The sequence below is a fragment of the Streptomyces sp. 11-1-2 genome (assembly GCF_003595545.1).
Classification (GTDB): domain Bacteria; phylum Actinomycetota; class Actinomycetes; order Streptomycetales; family Streptomycetaceae; genus Streptomyces; species Streptomyces hygroscopicus_B.
On sequence record NZ_CP022545.1, the window covers coordinates 2,168,904 to 2,194,113 of the forward strand.

The following is a 25,210-nucleotide window of genomic DNA, read 5'->3' on the forward strand; positions in this document are numbered from 1 at the left end:
GGATACGCGGGAGGTACGCGGGGGGCGCGGGGTCAGCCCTTGACCGCGCCGGCGGCGAAGCCGGCGGTGACGTGGCGCTGGAGCAGCAGGAACACCACAAGCGCCGGGGCGGCGAAGAGCGTCGAGGCGGCCATGGTGGCGCCCCAGTCGGTGCCGAAGACGTTGTGGAACGAGGACAGCCACACGGGCAAGGTGCGGTTGTCCTGCTGCTTGATGATGAGGAAGTTGGCGTAGGTGAACTCGTTCCAGGCGGTGATGTAGCCGAACAGCGAGGTGGCCATGAGGCCCGGTGCCAACAGCGGGAACGCGATGCGCCGGAACGCGCCGAGCCGGGTACAGCCGTCGACCTGGGCGGACTCCTCCAGCTCCGGGGGGATCGTGCCGATGAAGCCGCGCAGGACGACGATGGTGAAGGGCAGCGTCATCATGAAGTAGACGAGGGTCAGGGTCGGCAGCCGGTCGAGCATGTCGGTGTCCCGGGAGATGATGTAGACCGGGATGATCAGGGATTCCCAGGGCGCCATCTGGGCGATGAAGACCATGAGCATGAACTGCCGGCGACCCTTCCACCTCATCCGGGCCACCGCGTAGGCGGCGCCCAGGGCGATGACGAGGGCGAGCAGGACGGCGCTCAGCGTGACGAGGATGCTGTTGCGCCAGAAGAGGCCGAAGCCGTCGGCGCCGATGGCGGAGCGGAAGTGGTCGAGTGTCCAGGTCTCCGGGAAGAACCGGGGGCTGTCGGACTGGATGTCGCGGGTCGGTCTGAACGCGGTGGCGACCATCCAGTAGACCGGGAACAGGCAGACCACGACCGTGATGACGGCGGCGGCGTTCAGTGGCAAGCGGCGGATGCGGGGCCGGGTCGTGCTCATGCGAGCTCGTCCTCCTGGCGGAACATCTGGCGGAAGTAGAAGACGAGCAGGCCCGACATCAGCACGACGGTGACCAGGGAGGCCGCCGAGCCGAGGTCGTAGCGCTGGCTCGACAGGGCGGTCTGCACCGCGTAGACGGGCAGGATCGTGGTCGCGTCGCCGGCCCGCCGTTGGTCATCACCCAGATCTGGACGAACGCCTTGAAGGTCCAGATCACTTCGAGCGAGAGCACGAGCATGAAGATCGGGCGGATGATCGGGAGGGTGATGGAGCGGAATATCCGTGGCCCCGATGCTCCGTCGAGTCGCGCCGACTCGTACAGCTCGGCGGGGACGGTGGTGAGGGCCGAGTACAGGGTGATCGCCGCGAACGGCACGGACTGCCACACGATGAGGGTGACCAGGATGGCGAAGGCAGCCGGTCCGTGCGCGAGCCAGGGGTAGCGGTCGAAGGATTCGAATCCCAGGTCTGTCAGGACCGCGTTGACGATGCCGAACTCCGAGTGGAACAACCACTGGAAGACGGTGGTCGCCGCGATGACGGGCATCGCCCAGGTCAGCACGAGCGCGCTGAGGACCGCGGTCCGGCCGAACCGGCCGAGTCGCTCGATCATGAGCGCGACCAGCGTGGACAGCGCCATGATCAGCACGACGTTGCTCGCCATGAAGAGGAAGGTGCGGCGGACGACCTCCCAGAAGTGGCCGTCGCTCAGCAGCGTCTGGTAATTCTCGAATCCCACGAAACGCGCGTCGCCCAGGATGAGTTGGCGCAGTCCGAAGTCCTGCAGCGATATCACCACGGCGCGGACCAAGGGATAGACGAGCAGGTAGAGCGTGCCGAGGACGGCGGGCGCGATCAGGACGTACGGCCAGATCCCGCGGCTGCGGGCCATCGGCGGGCGGCTCGGCCTCAAGCCGGTGGAGCGCCGGGGTGGCCGGGTGCTGAGTGAGGGGCGGGGAGCGGTCTGTTCTCGGACGGCCGACACGGCACTCTTCCTTCCCGTGCGTTGACGGTTCAGGAGCCGGAGTTCATTGCCGTGGTGATGGCGTCGGATGCCGTGGTGGCTTCCTTCCGCGCGTCGCCTCCGGTGAGGACGGCCGTCAGGTAGTCCTTGATCGGGTTCTTTGCCTCGACGGCGGCCCAGCCGGGTGTGTTGGGCGTGGCGTGGCCTTCGGCGGCGCCGACAGCCATGGCCGAGGCGCCCGGGTCGGAGGCGACCGCGTCGGCCAGGGTGGCCTTGTTCGGGACGTAGCTCATGGCGACGGCGAGCTTCTTCTGCCAGGTGTCGCCGGTGAGTTCCTTGATGAAGGTGTAGGCCGCGTCCTGCTTGGCGGAGGCCGTGGGGATGATGAGGTCGGAGCCGCCGGTGAAGACGGCGCCGGGTGTGTCGGCGGTCTTTCCCGGAATCGGGAAGAAGCCGAGCTTGCCCTTCAGCGCGGGGTTGCTCTGGATGACGACGTTGGCGCCGCCGGGAGACGAGATGATCTGGGCGACCTTTCCCTTGGCCATCACATCCGTCTGCGGGGGGCCGGCCTCGTCGGAGTCCTTGGGGCCCCTGCCGAGGGCCTGGAGCTTCGTGTAGAACTCCATGCCGCGCAGCGCCTCGGGGGTGTCCAGCGCGCCCTTCCATCTGCCGCCGGACTCCGTGGCGAGGTCGCCGCCCTCGTCCCAGACGAAGCCCGCGAGGGTGTACCAGTTCTGGCCGGGCAGATAGATGCCCTGGGTGCCGCCGGTGTTGAGCTTCCTGGTGGCGGCGATCCACTGGTCGCGGGTCTTGATGGAAGCCGGGTCGATGCCCGTCTTCGTGAAGAGGTCGGTGCGGTAGGCGACGACGCGGTTGGCGGCGTAGTACGGGATGCCGTACTGCTTGCCCTCGTAGACGCCCGGCTCGGCGAGGCCCTTGAGCCAGTCCTTCCCCCCGAGTTCGCCGACCTTGTCGCTGAGGTCGAGAAGTCCCCCGCTCTGCGCGAGCTGGGCGACCTGGGTGTTACCGGTCTCGATGACGTCCGGTGCGTCGTTGCTGGCGAGGGCCGCCGTGACCTTCTCACCGATGCCGTCCCACTCCTGGATCTGCACCTTGACCTTGATGTCCGGGTGAGCGGTCTCGAAGCCCTTGACGAAATCCTTCTGGAACTGGGCCGAGACGCTGTCGCGCATCAGCCAGACGTCGATGGCAGTGCTCCCGCCGGAGCTGCCGCCCGACGCGTCGGAGGAACTGCTGCAGGCACTCAGCCCGGCGGTCATCACGAGCACGGACACGCCGGCAAACAAGCGGAGCTTCACGGTTCACCTCTGGAAGACATGACCCAGCCATCTGACCAGTAAGGCCCACTGGACAGCTCACCTCTTGACGCAGGATGAAGTTGGCATAGACCAATAGCGACGTCAACCCCCTCGCGCTTCAGTGGAGTTCAGCCTCAGGCCAGGTAGTGACCTGGACGATCACCGCCCGGATGCGGTTACACTTCCCCTGACCAGGAGGGCAGTTGTGGGCGACCACTGGTCAACTGGTAAACCGCACAATCGGAATACCGCGCATGAGGGGGCACCGCATGAAGGCCGACGCACCAGGTGCGGTGCTCAAGCGTGAGCGGGTTCGCGACTTCGTCCTCGGCCTCGTCGAGTCACGCCATCCGGGTGACGCGATCCCCTCCGAGCGCGCCCTGTGTGCCGATCTGGGCGTGTCCCGCCCGACCCTGCGCGCGGTGGTCGACGAGCTCGTCGCCGCGGGTCTTCTGGTACGGGAACACGGCCGCGGCATGTTCGTGGCACCCAACAAGATCACCCAGGAACTCGTATCCGGCCAGGAGACCATGACGGCACCCCGGGCCGCCGGGACCTGGTCGAGCCGCCTGCTGGAGTTCACCACCTTCCCGGCCGGCGCGCGCGTGGGCCGCAAGCTGCGCATCTCACCCGCCGCCGAGATCGTGTACGTGGCCCGGCTGCGCCTGGTCGACGGCGCCCCGATGGCCATCGAGCATCTGCACATCAGGGCGGATCTGGTCCCCACCCTGTCCGCCCGGGAACTGGAAGCCGGTGACCTGTACGAGCACCTGCGCGAACAGCACGGCGTGCACGTCCAGGAGGCCGTACAGGCGATCGAGCCGACCGTCGTCACCCGGGCCGAGGCCGAGTTGCTCGACGTGCCCGAGCTGTCCCCGGCGCTGCTCTTCGAGCGGCTCACCTCGGACACCACGAGTCGGCCCGTCGAATACGTCCACTCGATCTACCGCGGCGACCGCTACCGCATCGTCTCCCGGCTCACCCTCGCCCCCTCGGCCACAGCGCCGCCGACTCGGCTCGGACACCACCCCGGCATCCCCCCGGGCGACTTCGTCCACCGCGACACCATCGCGTCCTCCACCCGCGGGGACATCCAGTCGGCACCGTGAGCCGCCGCGTTTCCCCGGCCAATACGCCGACCCCGAAACCGGCCTGAACTACAACCACTTCCGCTACTACGATCCCGAAACCGCCCGCTACGCAGCCAGCTTCGTTCCAGAAAGGCGCGGGCCGGTGTGGTACGACCACCTCATTGTCGAGGGCGACCATCTCGCGCTGTCGGTCCGGCACGGAGATGGCGCCTTCGGGCTTACTTGGATTCGACTCGTCCGGGCGGGTTGGGGTCGGCCGTCAGCGCGTCACGCGCCGCCTGCCAAGCGGAATCCCCGGGGCAGAGCTCGCTGCGGAGGTAGGCCCAGGTGAGCCGCTGGACCGCGGACACTCGCTCGGGGTTCCCGTCCGTGGTCTCGGCGACGTCATATCCGGAGACCCCGCCGAGCCCGTGCTCCGCGTCGAACAGGGTGAGCAGGGCCTTGGGGCCCGGGGAGAGGAAGTACGGATCGGTGTGCCATTCCGGGCCCCGAACCGTCAGATGGGGAGAGGCGTCCTTGTCTCCGGCGACCACGAGCGCGGGCGTCGTCATCTTGGAGAAGTCCGTGGTCAAGAAGAACGGGAAATTCTCGGCCGTGGATTCGGTGAGGGCATCGCCGCCCCTGCCGGGCGCGGCAAGCAGTACACCCGCCTTGATCCGGGGCTCGGCCAGGTCCACTTCCGTTCCGTCGTCCGGATCGGTGAGCCGGGCGCCCATCAGCAGGCTCGCGGTGTGCCCGCCCATCGAGTGTCCGGCTATGGCGACCTTGCTCGGGTCCAGGCGCCCGAGGAGCCGCGGGACGGCGGCCTCGATCACGTCGAGCTGGTCGAGGATGCGCGTCATGTCCTCGGCCCGTGATCGCCAGTACAGAGGCGCCCCGGGGGTATCGGGGTCCAGGCTCAGTGTCCTCGAGCTCAGATGGGTGGGCTGGATCACGACGAAGCCGTGCGCCGCCCAGAAGGTGGCGAGGGGCGCGTATCCGTTCAGCGAGGAGAGGTGGTTCGAGTAGCCCTGACCGTGCGAGAGGAGGATGACCGGCAGGTCGTTCCCGGTCACGGGCGCGGATACGCGGACTTCCAGGTCCACGGCTCGGCCGGGAGCTGACAGCACTACCGGACCGAGCGAGAGGACGGGAGTGGGTGAGCCGAAGGTGTCGACTGTGTCCGTCGATTCACTCATGATGTGCGCATTTCCCTTCAATGGCCTCAGCCGCCGGTCTCATTCGGCTGGGGCGGGCGAGGTGGTCAGGAGCGTCCGGCTTCAGGCCGCACCGAAAACGGATCATCGTTCCGATTAATATACGGAGCGACGTTCCGCTTTGTCAACGGCCGTCGGAGGGCAGCGTGGTGCCCACTGCGAGCCAGTCCGGGGAGATTGCCGGCTCCTGCCTGCTGCTCTTCCGTAGCAGGCGGTCCGACGCGGCTCGGTGACGCCGCGGTCGGTGCCGCGGTGACGTCGGGCTCACGCCGCGGTTTCCGCGCCGTAGGCCGGCCCGGCCAGCCTTCCTTCGTCAGTCGCCGTGGTGCTGGGGTGTCGCGCCGCGGCGTGTGGCCACGCTCGCGAACAGGGCCCAGCCGTCCGTCTCACACCGCGCGGGATCGTCGGGGCGCCACCCCCGGGCCAGCGCCTCGTCGAGCAGGGCCCTGGCGGTTCCGGGCTCGTGCAGGTTCAGAAACCCGCCCTCCGCGGTGCCGACCACCCCGGAGGCCGTCGGGAATCCGCCGGGCACCGTCCTGCCGGGACCGCCCCGGAAGACGATGCGCAGCTCGCCTCGCGCCCGGAACAGCCGGAGGACGAGGGCTTCGCAGCAGTCTGTGGACCGTCCGTCGTCCAGCGTGCGGTGGGTGTGGCGCAGGGACCACAGAAAGGTCTCCTCGCCGACGACCAGCCGCCGGGCCTTCCTGTCGTTCCGAGCCATCCGCGGATGGTAGCCGCATCACCCCGGGGAGCAGGCGTGCGTCGCTTCGGGAGCAGGCGGGTATCGCCGCCGCGAAGCAGGCGCGTACCGTCCCGGGGGCAGGCCGCGCGGTCTGCCCCCGGGACGCCGCCGCCGTCAGGTCCGCCGACCCGGATCCTCGGCGGCCTCATCAACGAGGACAGACATGCGGTATGACGTGCAGCGATGACTTTTCGAGCGGCACAGGTGGCATAATCAGCCAGTGGTCCGGGCTCGAGCCATATGCCACCACCGGTCAGCGGGTGTGCGGCAGGCGGATCGTGAACTCCGAGCCCCCGCCCACCGTGCTCCTCACCGTCACCGTCCCGCCGTGCGCTTCCACCAGCTTGCGCACGATGGACAGCCCCAGGCCACTGCCCCCGGTCCGGCGGCTACGGGATTTGTCCGCCCGCCAGAACCGGTCGAAGACGTGCGGCAGTTCGTCGGCCGCGATGCCGGAGCCGGTGTCCGCGACCTCGATCAGCACCGCGCCACCGGCAGGGCGGACGCGGAGGGACACGGTGCCGCCGGACGGGGTGTGCCGCAGAGCGTTCGCCACCAGGTTGCCGAGCACCTGGCGCAGCCGTACCTGGTCGGCCTCGATCTCTGGGCAGTCGCCGTGCGCCCCCACCCGCAGGGCGACACCGGCGTTCTCGGCCGCGGCGTGATGGGCGGTGGCCGTGTGTGCCAACAGGTGTGCGATGTCGACCGGCGCGAGGTGGAGCCGCAGCTCGCCCGCGTCGGCCGCGGACAGGTCCCGCAGGTCGTCGATGAGGTGCTGGAGGTGCAGCGCCTCTTCGAGTAGCGAGGACACCAGCAGGTCGCCGTGCGGTACGACACCGTCCTGCGCGCCCTCCAGCCACCCGCGGATGTTGCTGAGCGGTGTGCGCAGTTCGTGTGCGACATCGCTGACCATGTCCTTGCGTGCCGCCTCCAGTTGGTCGCGCCGGCTCGACATCGAGTTGAACGCCGAGGTGAGTCGGCCCAGTTCGTCGTTGCTGGTGACCTTCACCCGGGCGCCGGCCTCCCCGTCCTCCATGCGCTGCGCCGCGTCGGTCAGTGCGCGAAGCGGCCGGACCAGCCGTATCCCGGCCAGGGTGGTGGCGGTGACGGTAACCAGCAGGACGAGTGCGGTGCCACCCGCAATGCGAGCGCGGTTGCCCGTGGACAGGTCGAAGAAGGTGGTGGCGCTCCGGCCCGGGCTGGTGACGTACAGCGCCGCCGCGGGTGCGACGTACGGCGCGAGCTGCTGGGCGCGGCCGCTCGCCAGGCACGAGCTGACCAATGAGCCGTCGGTGTCCCCGCCACGCGGCCGCGAAGGCGGCTCGGCGCGTGGCTCCCCGTGGTCGTCCAGGGTGAGTTTCACCTGTGCCGCGTGGCGCCGGGCCAGACACGTGTTGACGAGCCTGCTGAGGGCGGACAGCGCCCTGGCCTCGGTCGGGGTGGCGGGGTCGAGCGTCGCGGAGGCGCAGCGCGGGGTGTCCGGGACGCGGGAGGCGTCGGTTCCCACACGTGACCGCCCGCTCGGCTCTTCCACCACGGTCATCTCCTGGCCGAAGACGGTGCGCAGGCATGCGGCCTGGCGTCGCGCGGCGAGGCGCAATCGCGCGCGTTCGTCCCCGTTCAGCTCGAACGGCCCGACGGCGCGCGGATCGATCCGGTCGGAGGCGGAGTCCGGGAGCAGATCGGGGCTGACCGCCAGCGGGTCGATGACGGCGGTCGCCTTGTCGGGCGGCCGGTAGGGGAACCGCGCGGCGGACTGCGAGTCGGCGATCTGCCGACCGTCGCTGGTCACGATGATGCGGTGCCCGGTCTCCCGGGCCAGGGCGCGTACGGTCGGGCCCACGCCGTCCCACCGCGGGTGGCGGGCCGCGTAGCCGAGCAGACTGTCGTAGATCCGGGTGTCGTCGGCGAGGGCCTGGCCCCGTTCCTCGCGGATGGCCACCGCGGTCGTCTGGATGGCCAGCCAGGCGGTGGCGGCGACCGAGCAGGCGGACACCAGCGCGGACACGGCGAGCAGGCGCAGCAGCAGGCTGCGCCGCAGCGGTACGTCACGGCGCACGGTGGGACTCTCCGTCGGTGGCCCCGTTGACGAGCTTGTAGCCGACGCCGTAGACGGTGACCAGGAAGCGGGCCCGGCGCGGATCGTCCTCCAGTTTCCTGCGGAGGTTCATCACATGCGCGTCGACGGTCCGGGTGGTGACGTACCGGTCGAACCCGTGCAGCCGTTCCAGGATCTGCGGGCGGGTGAACACGTGGCCGGGGCTGGCGGCCAGCATCTCCAGCAGCCGGAATTCACCGGGTGTGCAGTCCACGGGCCGGCCGTGCATCGAGACCTCGTGCCGTGCCGGGGCGATGGTCAGGGGGCCGACGGTGAGCACCGGTTCCGGCGGCGCGGCGGTGGTGGTGGCGTTGCGGCGCAGCAGCGCGCGTATCCGGGCCATCAGCTCGCGCGGGCTGAACGGCTTGGTCATATAGTCGTCGGCGCCGAGGTCCAGGCCCAGGAGCAGATCGTCCTCGGTGGAGCGGGCGGTCAGCATCAGCACCGGCAGGGCCGATTCCGCGCGCAGCACACGGCACACGTCGAGGCCGTCCACCCGGGGCATCATCACGTCCAGGACGAGCAGATCGGGCGGCTGCCGCCGGACCCATTCGAGCGCGGCCCGCCCGTCGTGCACGACGGTCACCCGGTGGCCCTCGTGCTCCAGATAGCGGCGGACCAGTTCGGCCTGCTTCCGGTCGTCCTCGGCAACGACCACGTATGCGCACATGACGGCGAGTTTAGGAACACCGGCGGCGGGCGGAGCGGGGGAACATCACCTGCGCAAAGGTTCCTGACAGGTTCCTCAAAAGGGTCCGTGATGGTCGTCGGCATGCGAAACACGAAGACAGCCGCCCTGGTGTGTGCCACGGCCGTGCTGAGCCTGGCCCTCACCGCGTGCGGCGGCGGCAGCGGCGTCAAGACCGACAAGGGCGTCGACTCCATCGACAGCCATGCCCCGGCGGCGGGCGGCAAGGCGGACACGGACCAGCGCGAGGGCAAGGACGACGTCACCGCGGACCGCCCCCAACTGCGCCTGGACAGTTCGGAGGAGGAGCGGGCCCGGCTGGGCGACGCCTACAACGCCTGCCTCGAGGCCAAGGGCGTTCCGATGAACCACGAGCGCGCCCAGGCGGCGGGCGCCAAACAGGCGTCCCCGGTGCAGGATCCTGCCGTCGTCAAGAAGCACCAGGCCGGCTACGACGCCTGCCTGGTGAAGCTGCCGCGTCAGCCACCGGAGACCGAGCCCGACACCAACCCGCACTTCGCCGACGACTACCGGACCTACGTCAAGTGCCTCAACAAGAACGGCATGCGGGTCCACATGGTGTCCGACACGAGCGTCAGCCCCGACGGTCTCGCCTGGCGGTACGACGACGGCAAGCAACAGCAGCTCTCCGAAGCCGAGCAGACCAAGGTCGACCGCACCTGTGAGCTGGAAGCCTTCAGTGACTGACCCCGCCACCGACACCGAGTCCGCGCCGCGGCGGGCGAACCGACGGCGCCTCGTCCTCGCGGCAGCGGCGCTCGTCACCGCTGTCGGGGCCGGCGCCGGAGCTCTGGCGCTGTCCGCTCACGGCGAGACGAAGGCGGAACGGCCGGGATCCGCGGCGCCCTCCGCCGCGCTGACCACGGTCGTCCGCGGAGATCTCTCCGACAGCCGGACGCTGACCGGGACGCTGGGCTTCGCCGGCCCCAGGACGGTCAAGGGCACCGGGAAGGGCGTGGTGACCTGGCTGCCCGATCCCGGCGCCACCGTCACCCGCGGCAAGCCGCTGTACCGGGTCGACGACCGGCCGGTCATGGTGTTCTTCGGGGACACCCCGGTCTTCCGCACGCTGGTCAAGCCCGGCGTCAGCGGCCGGGACGTGACCGTGCTGGCGGACAACCTCCAGGCGCTCGGCTACGACATCGGGCCGCGCGGGCGGACCTCCGCGAACGGCACCGAGTTCACCCCGTCGCTCGCCGCCGCCCTCAAGCGGTGGCAGCGCGACACCGGGCAGCAGCGGACCGGCACCCTGGACCCCGGCCGTGTCGTCGTCCTTCCGGGGGAGGCCCGGGTCAGCGACGCCAAGGCCCAGTTGGGCGACCCCGCCACCGGCAACATGCTGACCGTCACCTCCGCCACCAAGACCGTCGGCCTGAAGGTGGACGCCGCCGACGCCGCCCCGATCCGCGTGGGGGACGAGGTGAGCATCGCGCTGCCGAGCGCGAAAACCATCCCCGGCAAGGTCACCGCGGTCAGCCACACCGTGCAGGGCGGCGGCGACGAGCAGGACGAGGAGATCACCGGTCCGCCGAGCCTGCGGGTCACCGTCACTCCCGCCCACGGCGCCGATGTGAAGCGGCTGGACTCGGCGTCGGTACGGGTCACCTTCACCGCCGAGACCAGGAAGAACGTGCTGTCCGTGCCCGTCGGCGCGCTGCTGGCGCTCCGGGAGGGCGGATACGCGCTCCAGCGCCGCGACGGCGGGTTGCTCGCCGTCGACACCGGGCTGTTCGCCAAGGGCATGGTCGAGGTGTCCGGGAAGGGCGTCCGCGAGGGCCTGCGGGTGGTGACCACCTCGTGACCGGTCCCGCACACGCCCTCGCCGTGCCCGCACCCGGCGCCGCCGCCACCCCGGGCGCGCCCGTGCTGGCCATTCGCGGCGCGAGCAAGGCGTACCGCGGCGGGGTGCTGGCGCTGGACGACGTCTCGCTCACCGTCCACCCGGGCGAACTCCTCGCCATCGTCGGCCCCTCGGGCTCCGGCAAGTCGACCCTGCTCAACATCATGGGCACGCTGGACCTGCCCACCAGCGGATCCGTGGAGATCGCCGGCCGGGACGCGGCGGCGCTGTCCGACCGCAAGCTGTCGGCGCTGCGCGGCCGCTGGCTCGGCTTCGTCTTCCAGCACTTCCACCTCACCGAAGGGCTCACCGCGGCGGAGAACGTGGCCACCGGCCTGCTGTACGCCGGGGTGTCGCGCCACCGGAGACGGCCGCTCGCGCTCGCCGCCCTGGAACGGGTCGGCCTCGGCGCCCGGACCGCACACCTGCCGCACCAGCTCTCCGGCGGCGAACGCCAGCGTGTCGCCATCGCCCGCGCGCTGGTCAACGACCCCGCGCTGGTGCTCGCCGACGAGCCGACCGGAGCACTCGACTCGGGCAACGGGCGGGCCGTACTGGATCTGCTGGTCAAGCTGAACCGCGAGGGAACCACCATCGCCGTCATCACCCACGACCGGGACATCGCCGCCCGGATGCCGCGCCGCGTCGAGATCCGCGACGGCCGCGTCATCTCCGACACCGACACCGACACCGACACGGGGACAGGGCGGGGGCGCTAATGGTCCACCCCACCGACATCCGGCCGGTACGACTGGCCCCCTCCGACGTGCTGCGCCTTGGCCTCCTCGGCCTCCTCACCCGCAGGATGCGGGCCGCGCTCAGCGCACTCGGCATCTCCATCGGTATCGCCACCCTGGTCCTGGTCACCGGCATCCCGGCGTCCAGCCAGAAGCACCTGGACGAGCAACTGTCGGCACTCGGTACGAACATGCTGCGCGCCCAGCCGCAGGCGGACCAGAAGCCGCCCGTCCTGCTGCCGGAGCAGGCCCACCGGATGGCCGCGCGGATCCGCCCGGTCACCGAGGCGAGCGCCGTCGCCAACACCCACGCCCTCGTCCGCCGCTCGGATCGCACCGACCCGAACGACGGCCTCGGCCTCAGCGTCCTGGCCGCCAGGACCAACCTGCTGCCCGCCGTGAACGGCACAGTCCGCTCCGGCCGGTTCCTCGACGCATCCACCTCGTCGTTCCCCACCGCGGTCCTCGGCTACCAGGCCGCCGCCCGGCTCGGCATCCCCCGGCCGGCGCACGGCCGGCAGCCGCCCCAGGTCGTCATCGACGACCGGTGGTTCACGGTTGTCGGGATCCTGGACCGCATGCCGCTCGCCCCCGAGTTGGACCGCTCCGTCCTCGTCGGCTGGCAGGCCGCCAAGAGCGAGCTGGGCTTCGACGGGCACCCCACGGTGATCTATGTGAAGGCCAAGGAGGACGCCATCGAGGACGTCAGCGCGGTCCTGCCGGACACGCTGTATCCCCAGTTGCCCGGCCTGGTCCAGGTCAGCCGCCCGTCCGACGCCCTGCTGGCCAAACGCGCCACCCGGACGACGTTCTCGGCCCTGTTCCTGGGCCTGGCGGGGGTGGCATTGCTGGTCGGCGGGATCGGCGTGGCCAACACGATGTACATCTCGGTTCTGGAGCGCCGCACGGAGATAGGTCTGCGCCGGGCGCTGGGAGCCGGGCGGGGCCAGATCCGCGCCCAGTTCCTCACCGAGTCCGTGGTCCTCAGCACGCTCGGCGGTGTCGCGGGTACGGTCCTCGGTGTCCTCGCGACCCTCGGCTACGCCACCTACCAGGGCTGGCCGACCGTGATCCCCCTCCCCGCGCTCGCCCTGGGCACGGCGAGCACGGTCCTGATCGGCGTGGTGGCCGGCGTCTACCCGTCGATCCGCGCCTCACGGCTGCCCCCGACCGAGGCGCTGGCCGCGGCCTGACCGGCGAACACCACCGAGCAAGCTGACCACCCAACGAAACCCCGGCTCACAACCGGTGAAGCCATGGTGAAGCGCTACGGGCCGCGACGGCCACCACGACGACATCTGCGGCCGAGGCATCGCCTCCGTCCCGTCGTGATGTTCATGTCGGGTCCTCTCGGGTTCTCTCGACGCATGGAGGCGTGGCGGGGGTGAACAGCGCTGGGCTGCTCTCCCCCGCCACGCCGGAACGTGTGTCAGATAGCCTGGGCGGTGGGCAGGATGGTGATCTCGGTGAGGTTGACGTGGCGCGGGACGGCGGCCATGAAGGCGACGGTCTCGGCGATGTCGGCGCTCTGCAAGACGTCGATGTCGTGGATGAGGTCGGCCATCAGCTTGGAGGCGTCGGGGTCGGTGACGTGGTCGGGCAGCTCGGTGTCGACCATGCCGGGCTCGATGGTGGCCACTCGGACCATCTTGGGACCGAGCTCGACGCGCAGCAGCCGGGTGAAGTGGCTGATGTACGCCTTGGTGCCGGAGTAGACGGAGAACTTCGTCAGGATGCGGGTGGCCGCGATCGACGAGGTGTTGATCAGGTCGGCGGGCTTGCCCGCGGCGGCGGACTCCGTCAGGTGCGGGACGAACGCGGCGATCACGTTCATCAGGCCGCCGATGTTGAGGTCGATCTGGCGCTGCCAGTCGTCGACCTTGAGCTCCTCGATGCCGGAGATGAGCTGGACACCGGCGTTGTTGAACACGAGGTCGGCCTTGCCGAAGCGCTCGGCGACCTGGACGGCGGCGGCCTGGACGGCAACGCGGTCGGTCACGTCGACGGCCAGGGCGAGCGCGGTGCCGCCGGCGCTCTCGATGTTCTTGACCACGCCGTCCAGACGCTCCTTGCGCCGGGCCAGTACGACCACGGTCGCGCCGAGTTCGGCCAGGCGCTCGGCGGTGACGGCACCCATACCGCTGGAGGCGCCGGAGACGACGGCGACACGGCCTGCCAGGGGCGTGCCGGTGAGCAGGGCAGCAGACATCACAAAACCTCAATCTCTTTGATCACAGGAGGGGAAGGGGAAGGAGAGGGGGAAGGCTCCGAGTGCCCGAACGGGTCGGGCACCCGGCGGAGCGTCAGGCGGCGTCGTCGTGCGCGGTGGCCGCGGACTTCTCGCGCCACGGGGCGAGGTCGTCCTGCACCTGCTGGTACTTGACGTCGAGCCGCTCCAGCGTGTCGCGCCCGAGGTAGAGATGCGTGGGCAGCTTCTCGGCGGAGGCCACCTCGACGATGAGGGCCGCGCCCTTCACCGGGTCGCCGAGCTGGGCGTGGTTGGCCTGGTCGATCCAGTCCAGGGTGACGTGCGCGGGGGTGTCGTCGTAGTCGCTGATGCGGTTCCCGGCAACCGACAGGGAGCTGGCGTCCAGGAAGTCGGTGCGGAAGACGCCCGGCTCGACGACCATCGACTGGATTCCGAACGGCGCCATCTCGGCGGAGAGCGCCTCGCTGATGCCCGCGACCGCGAACTTCGACGCGGAGTACAGGCTGACGCCCGGTTCCCCCTCGAAACCCGAGCGGGAACCGATGTGCACCAGCCGGCCCGCCCCCTGCTTGCGCATCACGGGCAGCACGGCGCGGGTGACGTTGATCAGGCCGAAGACGTTGAGGTCGAACAACGACCGGGCCTCCGCGTCGGTGATCTCCTCCAGCGCGCCCAGCAGGCCGCGGCCGGCGTTGTTCACCAGCACGTCTATGCCGCCGAACCGCTCCACGGCCGCCTCGACCGCCTGCGGAATGCTGTCGTTGTCCGTGACGTCCAGGGCGACCGCGAAAACCTTGTCGGAACTCTTCAGATCGTCCGGTACACGCTCCGGATTTCGTACGGCGACCACGACATTGTTACCGCCTGCCAGAGCGGCACGGGCGATTTCCGCGCCGATTCCGCGGGAGGCACCGGTGACAAACCACGTAGCCATGGGAAAAACCTCTTTCGTTGCTTTCCCCCTGAGGGGGATTTCCTGTTGACGTATTCGAGTCTGTCCCTCCTCCAGGGCGATATGAAGGCAACGGTTTTCCTGGGAGTCCGGCACCCAGGATGAGAGTCAGGTGCCGTGCGCGGGGTTCTTCTGGTGCGGCACTTCGGGCGCGCTGACGGAGCCCAGCAGGGCCAGCCCGTCGACGGAGGGGGAGCCCGGCTCGGCCTGCAGGATGACGAGTTGCTGTCCCGGGACGCTGCGAATGGTGAGAGCCTCGCGCCGCAGCTCCAGGTCGCCCACGACCGAGTGGTGGACCTGCTTGATCTCGTAGGGCGGGACCCGGGTGTGCCGGCGTGCCCACAGGGCGCGGAACTCACCGCTGCGCACCGACAGCTCACCGACCAGTTCCAGGATGCGGGGATCCTCCGGGGTGCTCGCGGCGGTCTGCTGAAGGTCGGCGACCGCCCGGTGCCTGGCCCGTTCCGGGCTGCGGTAGAAGGTCTTCGCGGCGGGGTCCAGGAAGAGCATGCGCAGGACGTTGTCGTGCTGCGCGAAGTCGCGGTAAAGGGCGTCGGCGAGTGCGTTGGTGGCCAGCAGGTCCTGGGCATGGCCGATGATGAAGGCCGGCGTCCTGGTCCAGCTCTCGATCAGCTGTCGCAGGTGGGGCCGGACACGCTCGACCCGGACGGGTGCCTTCGTACGGCGGGCCGCGGGCTGGGCCAGCCGGAAGAGTTCCCGTTTGTCCTCGTCGCCGAGTTGCAGCGCGCGGGCCATGGCCTCCAGCACTCGGGGCGAGGGACTGACATCACGGCCCTGCTCCAGCCGGCAGTAGTAGCTCAGGCTGACCCCTGCGAGCATCGCGACCTCGTCGCGCCGCAGCCCAGGCACCCTCCGCCGCCCGGCGGTGGGCAGTCCCGCTGCCGCGGGGCTCAGACGCCCCCTGCGGGAGCGGAGAAACTCACCCAGCCCTTCCATCGGGCCAAGGTGCGTGTCGTTGTCCATGTCAGCGAGGCTAGGCGGAAAATGCCCGGGAAAGTTCCGCCGACGGTGGGTGCATTACACCCAGGATTACGGGCTCCGCGGCACAGGGCGGTGGCAGACCACGGCCCGCCGTTCCGGCCGCCTTCGCCTCTCCGGGATCCCCGGCACACGAATTCACTCTCTGCGACGAGTGTGCGACCAACTGCGATATTACGCGACGGCACTTCTCACCGACCGAAATACATCTAGTCTTGTCACATGAGCAATGGGACGCCTTTGGGTGATTTCCTCCGAGCCCGCAGAGAAGCCCTGAAGCCACACGACGTCGGTCTGCCCGAACACGGGCGTCGCCGGGTGCCGGGACTGCGCAGGGAGGAAGTCGCGATGCTCGCCGGGGTCAGCTCGGACTATTACATCCGGCTTGAACAGGGGCGCGAGAACAGCCCTTCCCCGCAGGTCCTCGATGCCGTGGCGCATGCGCTGAAACTGAACGCGGAGTCCACCGACCATCTCAACCGTCTCTGCCTCGCCGCCTCGCAGCGTCCGCACGACTGGGGCTCCGCGGACGTCAGCCAGCAGTTGTTGCAGCTGATGGACGGATGGGAGCACACTCCGGCCTTCGTCGTCGGCCCGGCCCTTGACATCATGGCGGGCAACTCCATGGCCACGGCCCTGCACAGCGGTTTCGAGAAGTTCGGCAACCTCGCCCGGATGGTGTTCGTCGACCCGGCAGGGCGCGACTTCTACCAGGAATGGGAGCGGGCCGCGCACTCCTGCGTCGCCGAGATCAGGGCTGCCTACGGCCATGACCCCGAGTCCGCCCGCATCGCCGAGGTCGTCGCGGAACTGTCCGCCCAGAGCGAGGAGTTCGCCGCGCTCTGGCAACTGCACGACGTCAAGGGCAAGTCCCAGGAGGGCAAGCACCTCAAGCACCCCCAGGTCGGGGACCTGCACATCAAATTCGCGGCCTTCACGGTCAACGGAGCCCCGCACCAGCAGCTCGTGGTCTACCAGGCCGAACCGGCCAGCCCGACGGCGACCGCCTTCGAGACGCTGAGGGCCATGGCCACCCAGCCGAAGCCGGCCCGGGCAGGAGCGGTGGACCCGGGCATATGAGCTCCGGCCGAGGCCGGCACTGACACACCCAGGAACAACGCGGCCTTCATGGCAGTGCCCCGTCCGCCGACACTCGATGCCACAGACCGCACGGCACCGGGAGCAGACATGATCACCGTGAAGGACCTTCAGCCGCACCCCCTGGACCAGGTTCACCGTCTCATCGAACCGGGCGCCGTCATCCTGGTCACCACCCGGCACCGCGGCGTCCCGAACGTGATGACCAATGGGTTCAACCGCGGATGAACGCCATCGCAGAACGCTGCCAGGAATCTCGGGTGATGTGGTCCGAGCCAGGAGGATGCGAGCTCCGGCTTCCCGGACCAGGGCTTCGGCGTAGCCCACCGCCCACCCCTGCCTCAGCCCTTGATTCACCTATCGATATTCGATAGATTCCCATCGCAATTCGATGGAAGGATGCGGTATGGGACAGCTGGCAGTGCGTGCGCTTCGCGCCGTGCTCGTGGTGGTGCTCGCCGGCACCGTGTTCGTACAGGCATTGATGATGTGGGTGTTGGTCAGCGGGAGCGACCCGGAGGACGGATCGCTCCCCCTCACCGCGCTGCGCGTGATCACGACCCTGGGCATGGTGTCGGCCCAGGTCGCCGTGGTCAGCGTATGGCGGCTGGTGACGATGGTGCGACGCGGAACCGTGTTCTCCCACGCCGCCTTCCGGTACGTGGACGCCGTGATCGGCGCGATCGTGGCGGCAGCCCTCCTGTGGTTCGCGGTCACGGCCCTCAATGCGCCGGGCCAGCGGGCCGACCCGGGCGTCACCTTCATCATGGGCGGGGTTGGCGTGGGCATCCTGGGGGTCGCGCTCATCGTGCTCGTACTGCGGATGCTGCTCGCCCAGGCCGTCGCCCGCGACGTCGAAGCGGCGCAGATGCAGGCCGAGTTGGACGAGGTGATCTGATGCCGATCGTCGTCGACATCGACGTCATGCTGGCCAGGCGGAAGATGTCCGTGGGCGACCTCGCGGACCGCGTAGGGATCACGCCCGCCAACCTGGCGGTACTCAAGAACGGCCGCGCCAAGGCGGTGCGTTTCGCGACGCTCGCCGCGCTCTGCGAGGTGCTCAAGTGCCAGCCGGGCGACCTGCTGCGCTGGGAGGCCGAGGACGCCGCGGGCGAATGACGTCCCCCGACGGGCATGAAAACCCCTGGCACCACCGGCCCGCGACACGGCATGTGGACCTAGGACCAGGCTGTCTGCGGCGCGCGGCCCGGCGGGGACCGTCTGCGTCCTGGCCCTCGCCGCCACGCTGACCGGCCGCGGCTCCGACTCGGACGGCGGCACGGGGGGCGCCCGCGCCGGCCGCACCCTCGCGTTCGGCCGAACCGTCCCTCGCCTCGCCAACGCCCACGAAACCCGCCTCATCACCGTCGCCGACCGCGGTGCAGCCGATGAAGCCGTCAACCCCGGCCGAGCTGCGGGCGTGTGCGGACGGAAGCTGCCCGCTGCGAATCGTCGAGGAAGCCTGGAAAAGCGGGGACGGCACGCTGCGGCTGATCGTCTTCATGGAAACGGCCACCTGCGCCGCACTCACCCTCGGTGGTGGCCCCTGGTCGCGGGTCTGCCGTAGCGGTGCTGAGGAGCGATCCAGATCTTTCGGAGCTCGGCGGTCCGCGGATGTCGAGAACGTGCCACCGGCTCCGTCCCAGGGACATCAGCGGCCACCACCGGCCGCACGAGGAAGAAGGAGAAACCAGCATGGCGATTCAGCGGATGGACAACGTCGGCATCGTCGTCGAGGACATGGATGCCGCCATCGCGTTCTTCGTGGAACTCGGTATGGAGCTGGAGGGCAGGGCGGAGGTCGAGGGCCTCGTCGCCGACCAGTGCACCGGGCTCGACGGCGTCCGCTGTGACATCGCGATGGTCCGGACCCCGGACGGTCACAGCCGGCTCGAGCTGGCGAAGTACCGCAGCCCCGCAGTGATCAGCGCCGGGCCGCGCAACCGGCCGCACAACATTCTGGGCACGCACCGCGTCATGTTCGCCGTCGACGACATCGAGGACACCGTTGCCCGCCTGCGCCCTCACGGCGCCGAACTCGTCGGCGAGATCGCCCGGTTCGAGGACAGCTATCTGCTCTGCTACCTCCGCGGCCCGGAGGGCATCATCGTCGGACTGGCCGAGCAACTGCGCTGAGAATGGCCCGGCCGGAGATGTAGTGCACCGGCTGGTCGTGGTTGAGCAGGACGCTGATGGCCAGGGCGGCTCCGCCGTCGGCAAGATCGATGCCCCAGGTCACCTTGTCTCCCAGGGCCAGGACACCGGTGAGGAGTCCGAGGAGTTCAGGCTCGTCGTTGGCGACGCGTCGGGACAGCGGCCGACGGCCGCTCTCGTCGATCGCGACGCAGTGGTGATGGGTCTTGCCTGCGTCGATGCCGGCCCAGATCGCGGCCATGTGGCGCCTCCGTGCGCTGTGGTGCTGGTGCCTCCCGACGGACGACCTCGCTGTCGATTCCCTACGGAGCGATCATTCGCAATTCCTCATTGGCAGCCGAGTCGGCGTGGGGCGCCGGGCGGCCAATCGAGGGAAGCCACAAGCGGCAGAAGGTCGAAAGCCACACCCGGCGCCCTTGGGTGGGCCGACCATACGAAGAGATCGTTTAGGGCTGACTGTCCGGGGAGACAATGGGGGGACCGGTACACGCGTACGGTGATCCCGTACTCAGCGCCTTTGACCTGGACTTTTCGACGGCATGCGACGTCGGCGGGTGGCGCGGGGTGCCGGGTGGGGTGTCCGGTTCGAGGATGTACCGCCGGCGCGAGGGTTCGACGGGCAGCTCCTCGAACACCGTGATCCACGGGGGCGCCATGGTGCGGGGAGGCCGCGAGAACGTGTGTGGCCGGGGGTAACCGGAGTCAGGTAAATGGCCCACTGGAGATAGGTGCAAGTGGCCCACACATTTGGGCCGCTTCCCTCCTAGCGTCGGAGGCGTGACCACAACGGCGCCTGTCAGCCGTCCTTCGCCCGCCGCTGTGTGCGGTGGCGGACAGGGGCGAACGGCGCTGAGATTGGGAATGGCGGGCGGGCGGCCTCCTGCGGGGCCGATGCCTGCGCCCACCAGGCGCGATGCCCGCTCCCTGAGCGTCCCCCTACTCAGAGGAACCCCTCATGCAAGCCATCACCGTCCAGGACCGCGACGCCGGTGTCGGCGGCCTGACCCTCTCCGAGCTGCCCCACCCGCGCGCCGCAGAGAACGACGTGATTGTGGAGGTCCACGCCGCCGGATTCACCCCGGGCGAGCTGGACTGGCCCGGCACCTGGACCGACCGGGCCGGTCGTGACCGGACCCCGAGCGTGCCCGGCCACGAGCTGTCCGGCGTGGTCACCGAGCTCGGCTACGGCACCACCGGCCTGACGGTCGGGCAGCGCGTGTTCGGTCTGGCCGACTGGGCCCGCAACGGCTCGCTGGCCCAGTACACGGCGGTCGAGGCCCGCAACCTCGCCCCGCTCCCGGCCGATGTCGACCACCTCACGGCCGCCGCGCTGCCGATCTCCGGGCTCACCGCCTGGCAGGCCCTGTTCGACCACGCCCACCTGATCACCGGCCAGAGCGTGCTCATCCACGGCGCCGCGGGCGGCGTCGGCTCCATCGCCGTGCAGCTGGCCCGCGAGGTCGGCGCCCGGGTGATCGGCACCGGCCGGGCCGGCGACCGCGACACCGCCCTCGGCCTGGGCGCGGACGCCTTTGTCGACCTCCAGGCCGAGGGACTGGCGGACATCGGCGAGGTCGACGTGGTGTTCGACGTGATCGGCGGCGAGATCCTCGAACGCTCCACCGCATTGGTCCGCCCCGGCGGCACCCTGGTCACCATCGCCGAGCCGGTCACCGTCCACCCCCGCGACGGGCGAGCCGTCTTCTTCGTCGTCGAACCCGACCGGGCCCGCCTGGCCGACCTCGCCCAGCGACTGCGGGACGGCCGCCTCAAGCCGATCGTCGGCACCGTCCGGCCGCTCGCCGAGGCAGCCTCCGCGTTCACACCGGACAAGCGCACCCCCGGCAAGACGATCATCCGCGTCACCGAAGACTGAGCGAGAAAGCCCCCCGGTGTCCCGCATGACCAGCGCGGTCTGCTCCTCGGCCGCCGAACACACCGACGCTGGCCCGCGGCGTCCGTTCACGACACCTCGACGTACGGCACAGGCCCGTCCGTCCCAGTAGGTACAGCCATACGAAACCCCCAGCGTGCTCACCCCGCACCCTCATCCGCACCGACTCCGCGGGCGGCATCCACGACTTTGTGTCGTGGCTCGCGCGACGAGGCCGATGGCTGTCCTACTCGGTCGGCATGGTGATCCCCGAAGCGATCCACGAACACGTACTGAAAGTCCCCGCCTCAGCCTGGACCCCGGCCGTCGAGACCGACGGTGAGGCCCGTGGCCACGCTTGGGTCATGAGCCGGCCTTGGCGCGTCGGCGAATCGCCGCAAAGGTCGAGGGCCCAACCTCAGGTACCGCTCGGCTGGATCATTTTCCGGCCCGTGGTGGTTCCGCCGTCCACGATGACCGACGCACCCGTCATATATGGGAAGTCGTCGGACGCGAGCCCGAGCACTGCGCGCGCGATCTCCTCGGCGTCGGCCATTCGTTCGAGACCGTCGACGTTGAGCGGCCCCCATGCCTGCTTGTACTTGGCCCATTCCGCGTCCGGGATTCCCGGCGGGCGGACGAAGGGGGTGTCGGTGGTGCCGGGCAGCAGGGCGTTGAGCCTGATTCCCTTGGGTCCGTACGCGAGCGCCGCGGACTTCACTATGCCCTGCACCGCCCGCTTGCTTGCGGTGTAGGCGGCGCCGTTCGGCCGCGCCTGTTCGGCCGCTGACGACGAGGTACAGATAATGACGCCGCGCTGCGCGCTGAGCATGTGCGGGATCTCGTACTTTATCGCGAGGAACACGCCTCGGGCGTTGGTGGCCTGGACGTCATCCCACTCCTCGACGCTCATCTCATGGGGTAGTTTGCCGCCGCCGATGCCGGCGTTGTTGAAGGCCACGTCGATGCCGCCGTAACGGCTCGCGACCCGGTCCACGAAGCTGCGCACCTGGTCGTTCACGCGTACATCAGCCTGAATGTACGTGGCTTCGCCGCCCGCGTCCCGTATCTCCCGTTCCACCTGGCGCCCCAAGTCGGCTCGCCTGCCACAGAATCCGACATGGGCACCCTCCCCGGCGAACGCCTTCGCCGCCGCCTTGCCGATACCCGATGTGGCACCCGTGATGAGCACCGACTTTCCCTGGAAGCGGCCGGCCTTGGTGCGGGACCTGGACTGGGCGCCGACCGCATGGGCGGTGGTGCCCAAGGCCGCGCTCGCCAGGCCCAGGGCGGCAGCACCACCGAGGAGGGACCGCCGCCCCGTGACCGCGGAATTCGCACTCGTGTCGGTACTCGTGTCCGTGTTCGCATTTCTATCCATGACGAGCACACTGGCAGCCCGTCCCGGGCATACGGCTCCATCCTCGGGCCGGACCTCGCGGCCGGTAGGAGGAGTTGCCCTCCTCCCATGGCAGGACCCCAGGAGCACGGACGTCCGCCTATCGTGGGCCACGTGAACCGATCTTGGATCGAGCTTGCGTTCGACAGGAAATTCGCCGCCATAAGGGTCATTGCGCTTGCCGGCATACTGATCGGCGATTTCCTGCTGCTGCAGCGGCCGTCCGCAGCACAGGACTGGGGCCTTGCCGCAGCCGGGCTCGTGCTGTGCCTGGCCGCGGGTAAGTGGGCGTTCGGCGCGCTGCTGGCGCAGTCGGTCCTGCTCGTTGTCGCACACGCGCTGGACGCGAGCACCGTTTCTTCGTTGAAGGTGCTGGCCGCCGTGACTCTCTTCGAGCTGGCGGTTCGGCAGCCCGGGCGCCGCCTGGCCGCCGGGACGACGGCACTGGCGCTTGCCGTCGCCGTGAACCGTCTTGAGGACCTGCCCGGCGAACTTCTTCCGGTGCTCTACAAGATGGGCATCGTCGCAGGTCTGCCACTGCTCCTGGGCGCCTACGTACGCGTGACCCGCGACGCCGCGGTGCACGCCCGTCAGCACGCGGAACAGCAGGAACTCCGCGCCGAACAACAGCTGCTGGCCGCCCGCGCGGCGGAGCGCACCACCATCGCGCGCGAGTTGCATGACCTCGTGGCCCACCACGTCTCCTCCATGGTGCTGCGCGTTGGTGTCGCCCGGCATGTCATCGCCGCCACCAGCACCACCGACCCGCGGATCACCGAAGTCCTCGACGACCTGCACTCCAGTGCCGGCGCGGCACTGACCGATCTGCGGCGCCTGGTGGCTGTGCTGCGCGCCCCGGACCGTACCGGTCCCGACACCGGTTCCCTGGTCTCGCCCGGGGCACTGCCGGCGGCATTGGAGTCGGTGGTGGAACACAGCCGCCAGACCGGCCTGGCCGTAACCGCTTCCGTGGATCCCCGTGTCGCACGGCTCGACGCGGTACGTGGCCTCGCGGTCCTCCGCCTGGCCCAGGAGGGCTTGGCCAACGCGGCCAAGCACGGCGGGCCCGGCGCACACGCCGAGCTGGCCGTGCGGGTGGCCGATGACGCCGTACGCGTGACGATCCACGACGACGGGGCCGGAAGAACCCGGCCACCGGCCCCGGGCCCATCCGGACACGGCCTGACCGGCATGCGCGAACGCGTGGACCTGCTCGGCGGCCGGCTGGATGCGGGCCCCGCGCCTCGGGGCTGGCGGCTCACGGCCGAACTGCCCGCCTTCACACCCGACATGGAGCCCCAGCTGTGATCCGCATCCTCGTCGTGGACGACCAGCAGCTCGTCCGCATGGGGCTGCGCATGCTCTTCGAGCAGGCTCAGGACATCGAGATCCAGTGCGAGGCGGACAACGGAGCGGAGGCGGTACGACTGGCTGAACGCCTCACTCCCGACGTCGTCCTCATGGACCTGAGAATGCCCGGCATGGACGGCCTCACGGCCACCCGCCGCATCCTGGCGGCGCGCCCCGCCACCCGGGTCGTCGCCCTCACCACGTTCGACGACGACGACCATCTGTATCCGATGCTCGCGGCTGGAGCCTGCGGTTTCCTCGTCAAGGACACCCCACCGACCGAACTCCTGGACGCCGTACGCCGGGCCGCCAACGGAGAGGCCCCCTTCAGCCGGAACATCCTTGACCGCCTCGTCGCCCAGGCCCTCCACGCCCGTTCCCCCTCCGACACCCCTATGGACCTCCCGGTACCGGACATCACCCCGCGCGAGCGGGAGGTACTCGGCCTGCTCGGCGTGGGCCTGTCCAACAAGGAGATCGCCGACCGGCTGCATCTCGGGGTCACCACGGTGAAGACGCACGTGGCGAACCTGATGGCGAAAACCGGCCGAGACAACCGCATCCGTCTCGCCGTTCTCGCTGTCCTCACCGGCATCACTCCGGACTGACCCGCCCCTGCTCCGAGAGAGTCGCCGCGCTGAGACGGGCGCAGCACTGCCCAGCCAATTCACTCACCGACCAATTGAGCCCTCAGTCACACCCACGGCGGCCGCCTGACCCCGTCACGAACTCACCGCGTCGCTCACCGCCGCCAACGGCCGTCCGGTCCAGCCCCTGGTGAACTGCTGGTATGCAGGCACCGAGTTCGTTGACCGGATTGCCGCCGTACACGTCGGGCAGGGCGTATTCCCCGCTTCGCCTAACCGGCCACCTCGTACTGCCCCACCTCACGGAAGTAGCGCAGGGTTTCCGGGGAGCCGTCGTCGAGGGCGGCGTTGGCTGCGGCACGCAGGGCATCACTGATGTTCGGAGCCGCGAGCATGCGAGCTATGTAGACGGCGTCGTCCTCGGCTTGGGCCAGCCGGTAGCCGGTCTCCAGCCAGGCACGCATCTCCTCCGGGGAGTTGTTGTCGAAGAGCTTGTTGGCCTCCTCGATGACTCGCTTGTCATTGTTCTGCGTTGCTACGTAAAGGATGCGGGCGATGGCGACCCGGTCGTCCTCGGCCTGAGCCAGCCGATAGCCGGTCTTCAAGAAGGTGCGCATGTCATCCACGGTGCCATTGAGGGCTTCCTTGGCCTCTCGGGCGACCCCCCGGCCGCTGCCCTCGTCCGCCAGGATGGCGGCGATCGCTGCACGCAGCTCGTCCTCCGACATCTCGTCCACCGGTGTGTCGGACACGGTCGTCACGGTGGTGCCGGCCGGGGCCGCCGAACCGCTGGCAAACGCCGGGGCGGTGAAGAGGAGGGCTGGGGCCAGGGCGGTGGCCGCAACGAGCAGAACGGCACGCGTCGGTCTCATGGATATATGCCTCCGTGTTCGAACTTCAGGTATGCAGATGATCACCCATGCGCGCCAAAATCGCATCAGGAATCGGTTAGTCCGGAAAAGCGCACCCGCCATCGCCGACGCCGTCGGTCACCGACTGCAGGAAGTCGGCGCCACCGAGT

At 69.6% G+C, this 25,210-nt stretch carries 24 protein-coding genes and 4 pseudogenes; 15 read left to right on the forward strand and 13 right to left on the reverse strand.

Going from position 1 to position 25,210, the window contains the following annotated elements:
- Positions 1 to 32: 32 nt before the first annotated feature.
- From CGL27_RS08805 to CGL27_RS08815, 3 genes and pseudogenes are all read right to left on the reverse strand, one after another.
- Positions 33 to 872: a carbohydrate ABC transporter permease gene (locus CGL27_RS08805; protein ID WP_119985773.1), complete on the reverse strand. Its 840-nt coding sequence runs from the start codon at positions 870 to 872 to the stop codon at positions 33 to 35.
- Positions 869 to 1,857 (reverse strand): annotated as a pseudogene (locus tag CGL27_RS08810) (sugar ABC transporter permease). Before CGL27_RS08810 ends, CGL27_RS08805 begins: the two are co-directional and overlap by 4 nt.
- A gap of 29 nt (positions 1,858 to 1,886) precedes the next feature.
- A complete protein-coding gene (locus tag CGL27_RS08815) occupies positions 1,887 to 3,155 on the reverse strand; it encodes an extracellular solute-binding protein (RefSeq protein WP_162952918.1) in 1,269 nt (422 codons plus the stop codon).
- Positions 3,156 to 3,424: 269 nt separating this feature from the next.
- On the opposite strand from CGL27_RS08815, the gene CGL27_RS08820 reads away from it, so the two are divergent.
- A complete protein-coding gene (locus tag CGL27_RS08820) occupies positions 3,425 to 4,264 on the forward strand; it encodes a GntR family transcriptional regulator (protein ID WP_119985775.1) in 840 nt (279 codons plus the stop codon).
- A 40-nt stretch (positions 4,265 to 4,304) separates the two neighbouring features.
- Positions 4,305 to 4,577: pseudogene (locus CGL27_RS51670) on the forward strand (hypothetical protein); the annotation flags it as partial.
- Here the strand turns inward: CGL27_RS51670 and CGL27_RS08830 are convergent.
- The 4 genes from CGL27_RS08830 to CGL27_RS08845 form a co-directional block, all read right to left on the reverse strand.
- A complete protein-coding gene (locus CGL27_RS08830; RefSeq protein ID WP_119985777.1) occupies positions 4,465 to 5,424 on the reverse strand; it encodes an alpha/beta fold hydrolase in 960 nt (319 codons plus the stop codon). The pseudogene CGL27_RS51670 and the gene CGL27_RS08830 sit on opposite strands and share 113 nt — an antisense overlap.
- 331 nt (positions 5,425 to 5,755) lie before the next feature.
- The gene (locus CGL27_RS08835; protein WP_119985779.1) at positions 5,756 to 6,163 is read right to left on the reverse strand and encodes a hypothetical protein; all 408 of its coding nucleotides are present in this window, start codon (positions 6,161 to 6,163) and stop codon (positions 5,756 to 5,758) included.
- A 274-nt stretch (positions 6,164 to 6,437) separates the two neighbouring features.
- The gene (locus tag CGL27_RS08840) at positions 6,438 to 8,243 is read right to left on the reverse strand and encodes a HAMP domain-containing sensor histidine kinase (RefSeq protein WP_119985781.1); all 1,806 of its coding nucleotides are present in this window, start codon (positions 8,241 to 8,243) and stop codon (positions 6,438 to 6,440) included.
- Positions 8,233 to 8,952: a response regulator transcription factor gene (locus tag CGL27_RS08845; protein WP_119985783.1), complete on the reverse strand. Its 720-nt coding sequence runs from the start codon at positions 8,950 to 8,952 to the stop codon at positions 8,233 to 8,235. Before CGL27_RS08845 ends, CGL27_RS08840 begins: the two co-directional genes overlap by 11 nt.
- Positions 8,953 to 9,054: 102 nt before the next feature.
- On the opposite strand from CGL27_RS08845, the gene CGL27_RS08850 reads away from it, so the two are divergent.
- The 4 genes from CGL27_RS08850 to CGL27_RS08865 are packed head-to-tail and all read left to right on the forward strand — an operon-like array spanning position 9,055 to position 12,761.
- A complete protein-coding gene (locus CGL27_RS08850) occupies positions 9,055 to 9,678 on the forward strand; it encodes a hypothetical protein (RefSeq protein WP_162952919.1) in 624 nt (207 codons plus the stop codon).
- Positions 9,671 to 10,792 carry an HlyD family efflux transporter periplasmic adaptor subunit gene (locus tag CGL27_RS08855; RefSeq protein ID WP_205587649.1) on the forward strand — a complete coding sequence of 374 codons (1,122 nt, stop codon included), beginning with the start codon at positions 9,671 to 9,673 and terminating at the stop codon, positions 10,790 to 10,792. The genes CGL27_RS08850 and CGL27_RS08855 overlap by 8 nt, the downstream gene beginning before the upstream one ends.
- A 23-nt stretch (positions 10,793 to 10,815) precedes the next feature.
- On the forward strand, positions 10,816 to 11,550 hold the full coding sequence (locus CGL27_RS08860) for an ABC transporter ATP-binding protein (RefSeq protein ID WP_119994304.1): 735 nt from the start codon (positions 10,816 to 10,818) through the stop codon (positions 11,548 to 11,550).
- Complete coding sequence (locus CGL27_RS08865; protein WP_119985788.1) at positions 11,550 to 12,761, forward strand: ABC transporter permease; 1,212 nt, start codon at positions 11,550 to 11,552, stop codon at positions 12,759 to 12,761. The genes CGL27_RS08860 and CGL27_RS08865 overlap by 1 nt, the downstream gene beginning before the upstream one ends.
- 236 nt (positions 12,762 to 12,997) lie before the next feature.
- Here CGL27_RS08865 and CGL27_RS08870 read toward each other — a convergent pair whose 3' ends face one another.
- The 3 genes from CGL27_RS08870 to CGL27_RS08880 all read right to left on the reverse strand — a co-directional run bounded on the left by CGL27_RS08870 (position 12,998) and on the right by CGL27_RS08880 (position 15,713).
- Positions 12,998 to 13,780 carry an SDR family oxidoreductase gene (locus CGL27_RS08870; protein WP_205587650.1) on the reverse strand — a complete coding sequence of 261 codons (783 nt, stop codon included), beginning with the start codon at positions 13,778 to 13,780 and terminating at the stop codon, positions 12,998 to 13,000.
- 91 nt (positions 13,781 to 13,871) lie between these two features.
- Positions 13,872 to 14,711, reverse strand: a complete 840-nt coding sequence (locus tag CGL27_RS08875) for an SDR family NAD(P)-dependent oxidoreductase (RefSeq protein WP_119985792.1) — start codon at positions 14,709 to 14,711, stop codon at positions 13,872 to 13,874.
- Positions 14,712 to 14,837: 126 nt separating this feature from the next.
- A complete protein-coding gene (locus CGL27_RS08880; RefSeq protein WP_240450405.1) occupies positions 14,838 to 15,713 on the reverse strand; it encodes a helix-turn-helix transcriptional regulator in 876 nt (291 codons plus the stop codon).
- A 237-nt stretch (positions 15,714 to 15,950) separates the two neighbouring features.
- Here CGL27_RS08880 and CGL27_RS08885 point away from each other — a divergent pair, with 237 nt between their 5' ends.
- The 5 genes from CGL27_RS08885 (at position 15,951) to CGL27_RS08905 (ending at position 18,962) form a co-directional block, all read left to right on the forward strand.
- Entirely contained in the window at positions 15,951 to 16,808 is an 858-nt protein-coding gene (locus CGL27_RS08885) for a helix-turn-helix transcriptional regulator (protein ID WP_119985794.1), read from the forward strand.
- Positions 16,809 to 16,916: 108 nt separating this feature from the next.
- Positions 16,917 to 17,054 (forward strand): hypothetical protein, encoded by a 138-nt coding sequence (locus tag CGL27_RS08890; protein WP_240450406.1) that lies wholly within the window; start codon positions 16,917 to 16,919, stop codon positions 17,052 to 17,054.
- A gap of 178 nt (positions 17,055 to 17,232) precedes the next feature.
- Positions 17,233 to 17,724 (forward strand): DUF2975 domain-containing protein, encoded by a 492-nt coding sequence (locus CGL27_RS08895; RefSeq protein ID WP_119985796.1) that lies wholly within the window; start codon positions 17,233 to 17,235, stop codon positions 17,722 to 17,724.
- Positions 17,724 to 17,945 carry a helix-turn-helix transcriptional regulator gene (locus tag CGL27_RS08900; protein ID WP_037952025.1) on the forward strand — a complete coding sequence of 74 codons (222 nt, stop codon included), beginning with the start codon at positions 17,724 to 17,726 and terminating at the stop codon, positions 17,943 to 17,945. Before CGL27_RS08895 ends, CGL27_RS08900 begins: the two co-directional genes overlap by 1 nt.
- Positions 17,946 to 18,521: 576 nt before the next feature.
- Positions 18,522 to 18,962, forward strand: coding sequence for a VOC family protein (locus tag CGL27_RS08905; RefSeq protein WP_078644858.1), 441 nt, complete (start codon positions 18,522 to 18,524; stop codon positions 18,960 to 18,962).
- Here CGL27_RS08905 and CGL27_RS08910 read toward each other — a convergent pair.
- Positions 18,891 to 19,221, reverse strand: a pseudogene (locus CGL27_RS08910) (transposase); the annotation flags it as partial. The gene CGL27_RS08905 and the pseudogene CGL27_RS08910 overlap by 72 nt on opposite strands.
- 714 nt (positions 19,222 to 19,935) lie before the next feature.
- On the opposite strand from CGL27_RS08910, the gene CGL27_RS08915 reads away from it, so the two are divergent.
- On the forward strand, positions 19,936 to 20,856 hold the full coding sequence (locus CGL27_RS08915) for an NADP-dependent oxidoreductase (RefSeq protein ID WP_119985798.1): 921 nt from the start codon (positions 19,936 to 19,938) through the stop codon (positions 20,854 to 20,856).
- A 164-nt stretch (positions 20,857 to 21,020) separates the two neighbouring features.
- Positions 21,021 to 21,218: pseudogene (locus CGL27_RS08920) on the forward strand (IS1380 family transposase); the annotation flags it as partial.
- 53 nt (positions 21,219 to 21,271) lie between these two features.
- On the opposite strand, the gene CGL27_RS08925 reads toward CGL27_RS08920, so the two are convergent.
- The gene (locus tag CGL27_RS08925; protein ID WP_119994306.1) at positions 21,272 to 22,234 is read right to left on the reverse strand and encodes an SDR family NAD(P)-dependent oxidoreductase; all 963 of its coding nucleotides are present in this window, start codon (positions 22,232 to 22,234) and stop codon (positions 21,272 to 21,274) included.
- A gap of 132 nt (positions 22,235 to 22,366) precedes the next feature.
- Here CGL27_RS08925 and CGL27_RS08930 point away from each other — a divergent pair, with 132 nt between their 5' ends.
- Both CGL27_RS08930 and CGL27_RS08935 read left to right on the forward strand, forming a co-directional pair.
- The gene (locus CGL27_RS08930) at positions 22,367 to 23,560 is read left to right on the forward strand and encodes a histidine kinase (RefSeq protein WP_240450407.1); all 1,194 of its coding nucleotides are present in this window, start codon (positions 22,367 to 22,369) and stop codon (positions 23,558 to 23,560) included.
- Positions 23,557 to 24,210, forward strand: coding sequence for a response regulator transcription factor (locus tag CGL27_RS08935; protein WP_119985801.1), 654 nt, complete (start codon positions 23,557 to 23,559; stop codon positions 24,208 to 24,210). Before CGL27_RS08930 ends, CGL27_RS08935 begins: the two co-directional genes overlap by 4 nt.
- A 251-nt stretch (positions 24,211 to 24,461) precedes the next feature.
- Here the strand turns inward: CGL27_RS08935 and CGL27_RS08940 are convergent, their stop codons facing one another.
- Positions 24,462 to 25,061, reverse strand: a complete 600-nt coding sequence (locus CGL27_RS08940) for an ALF repeat-containing protein (RefSeq protein ID WP_119985803.1) — start codon at positions 25,059 to 25,061, stop codon at positions 24,462 to 24,464.
- Positions 25,062 to 25,210 lie beyond the last annotated feature (149 nt).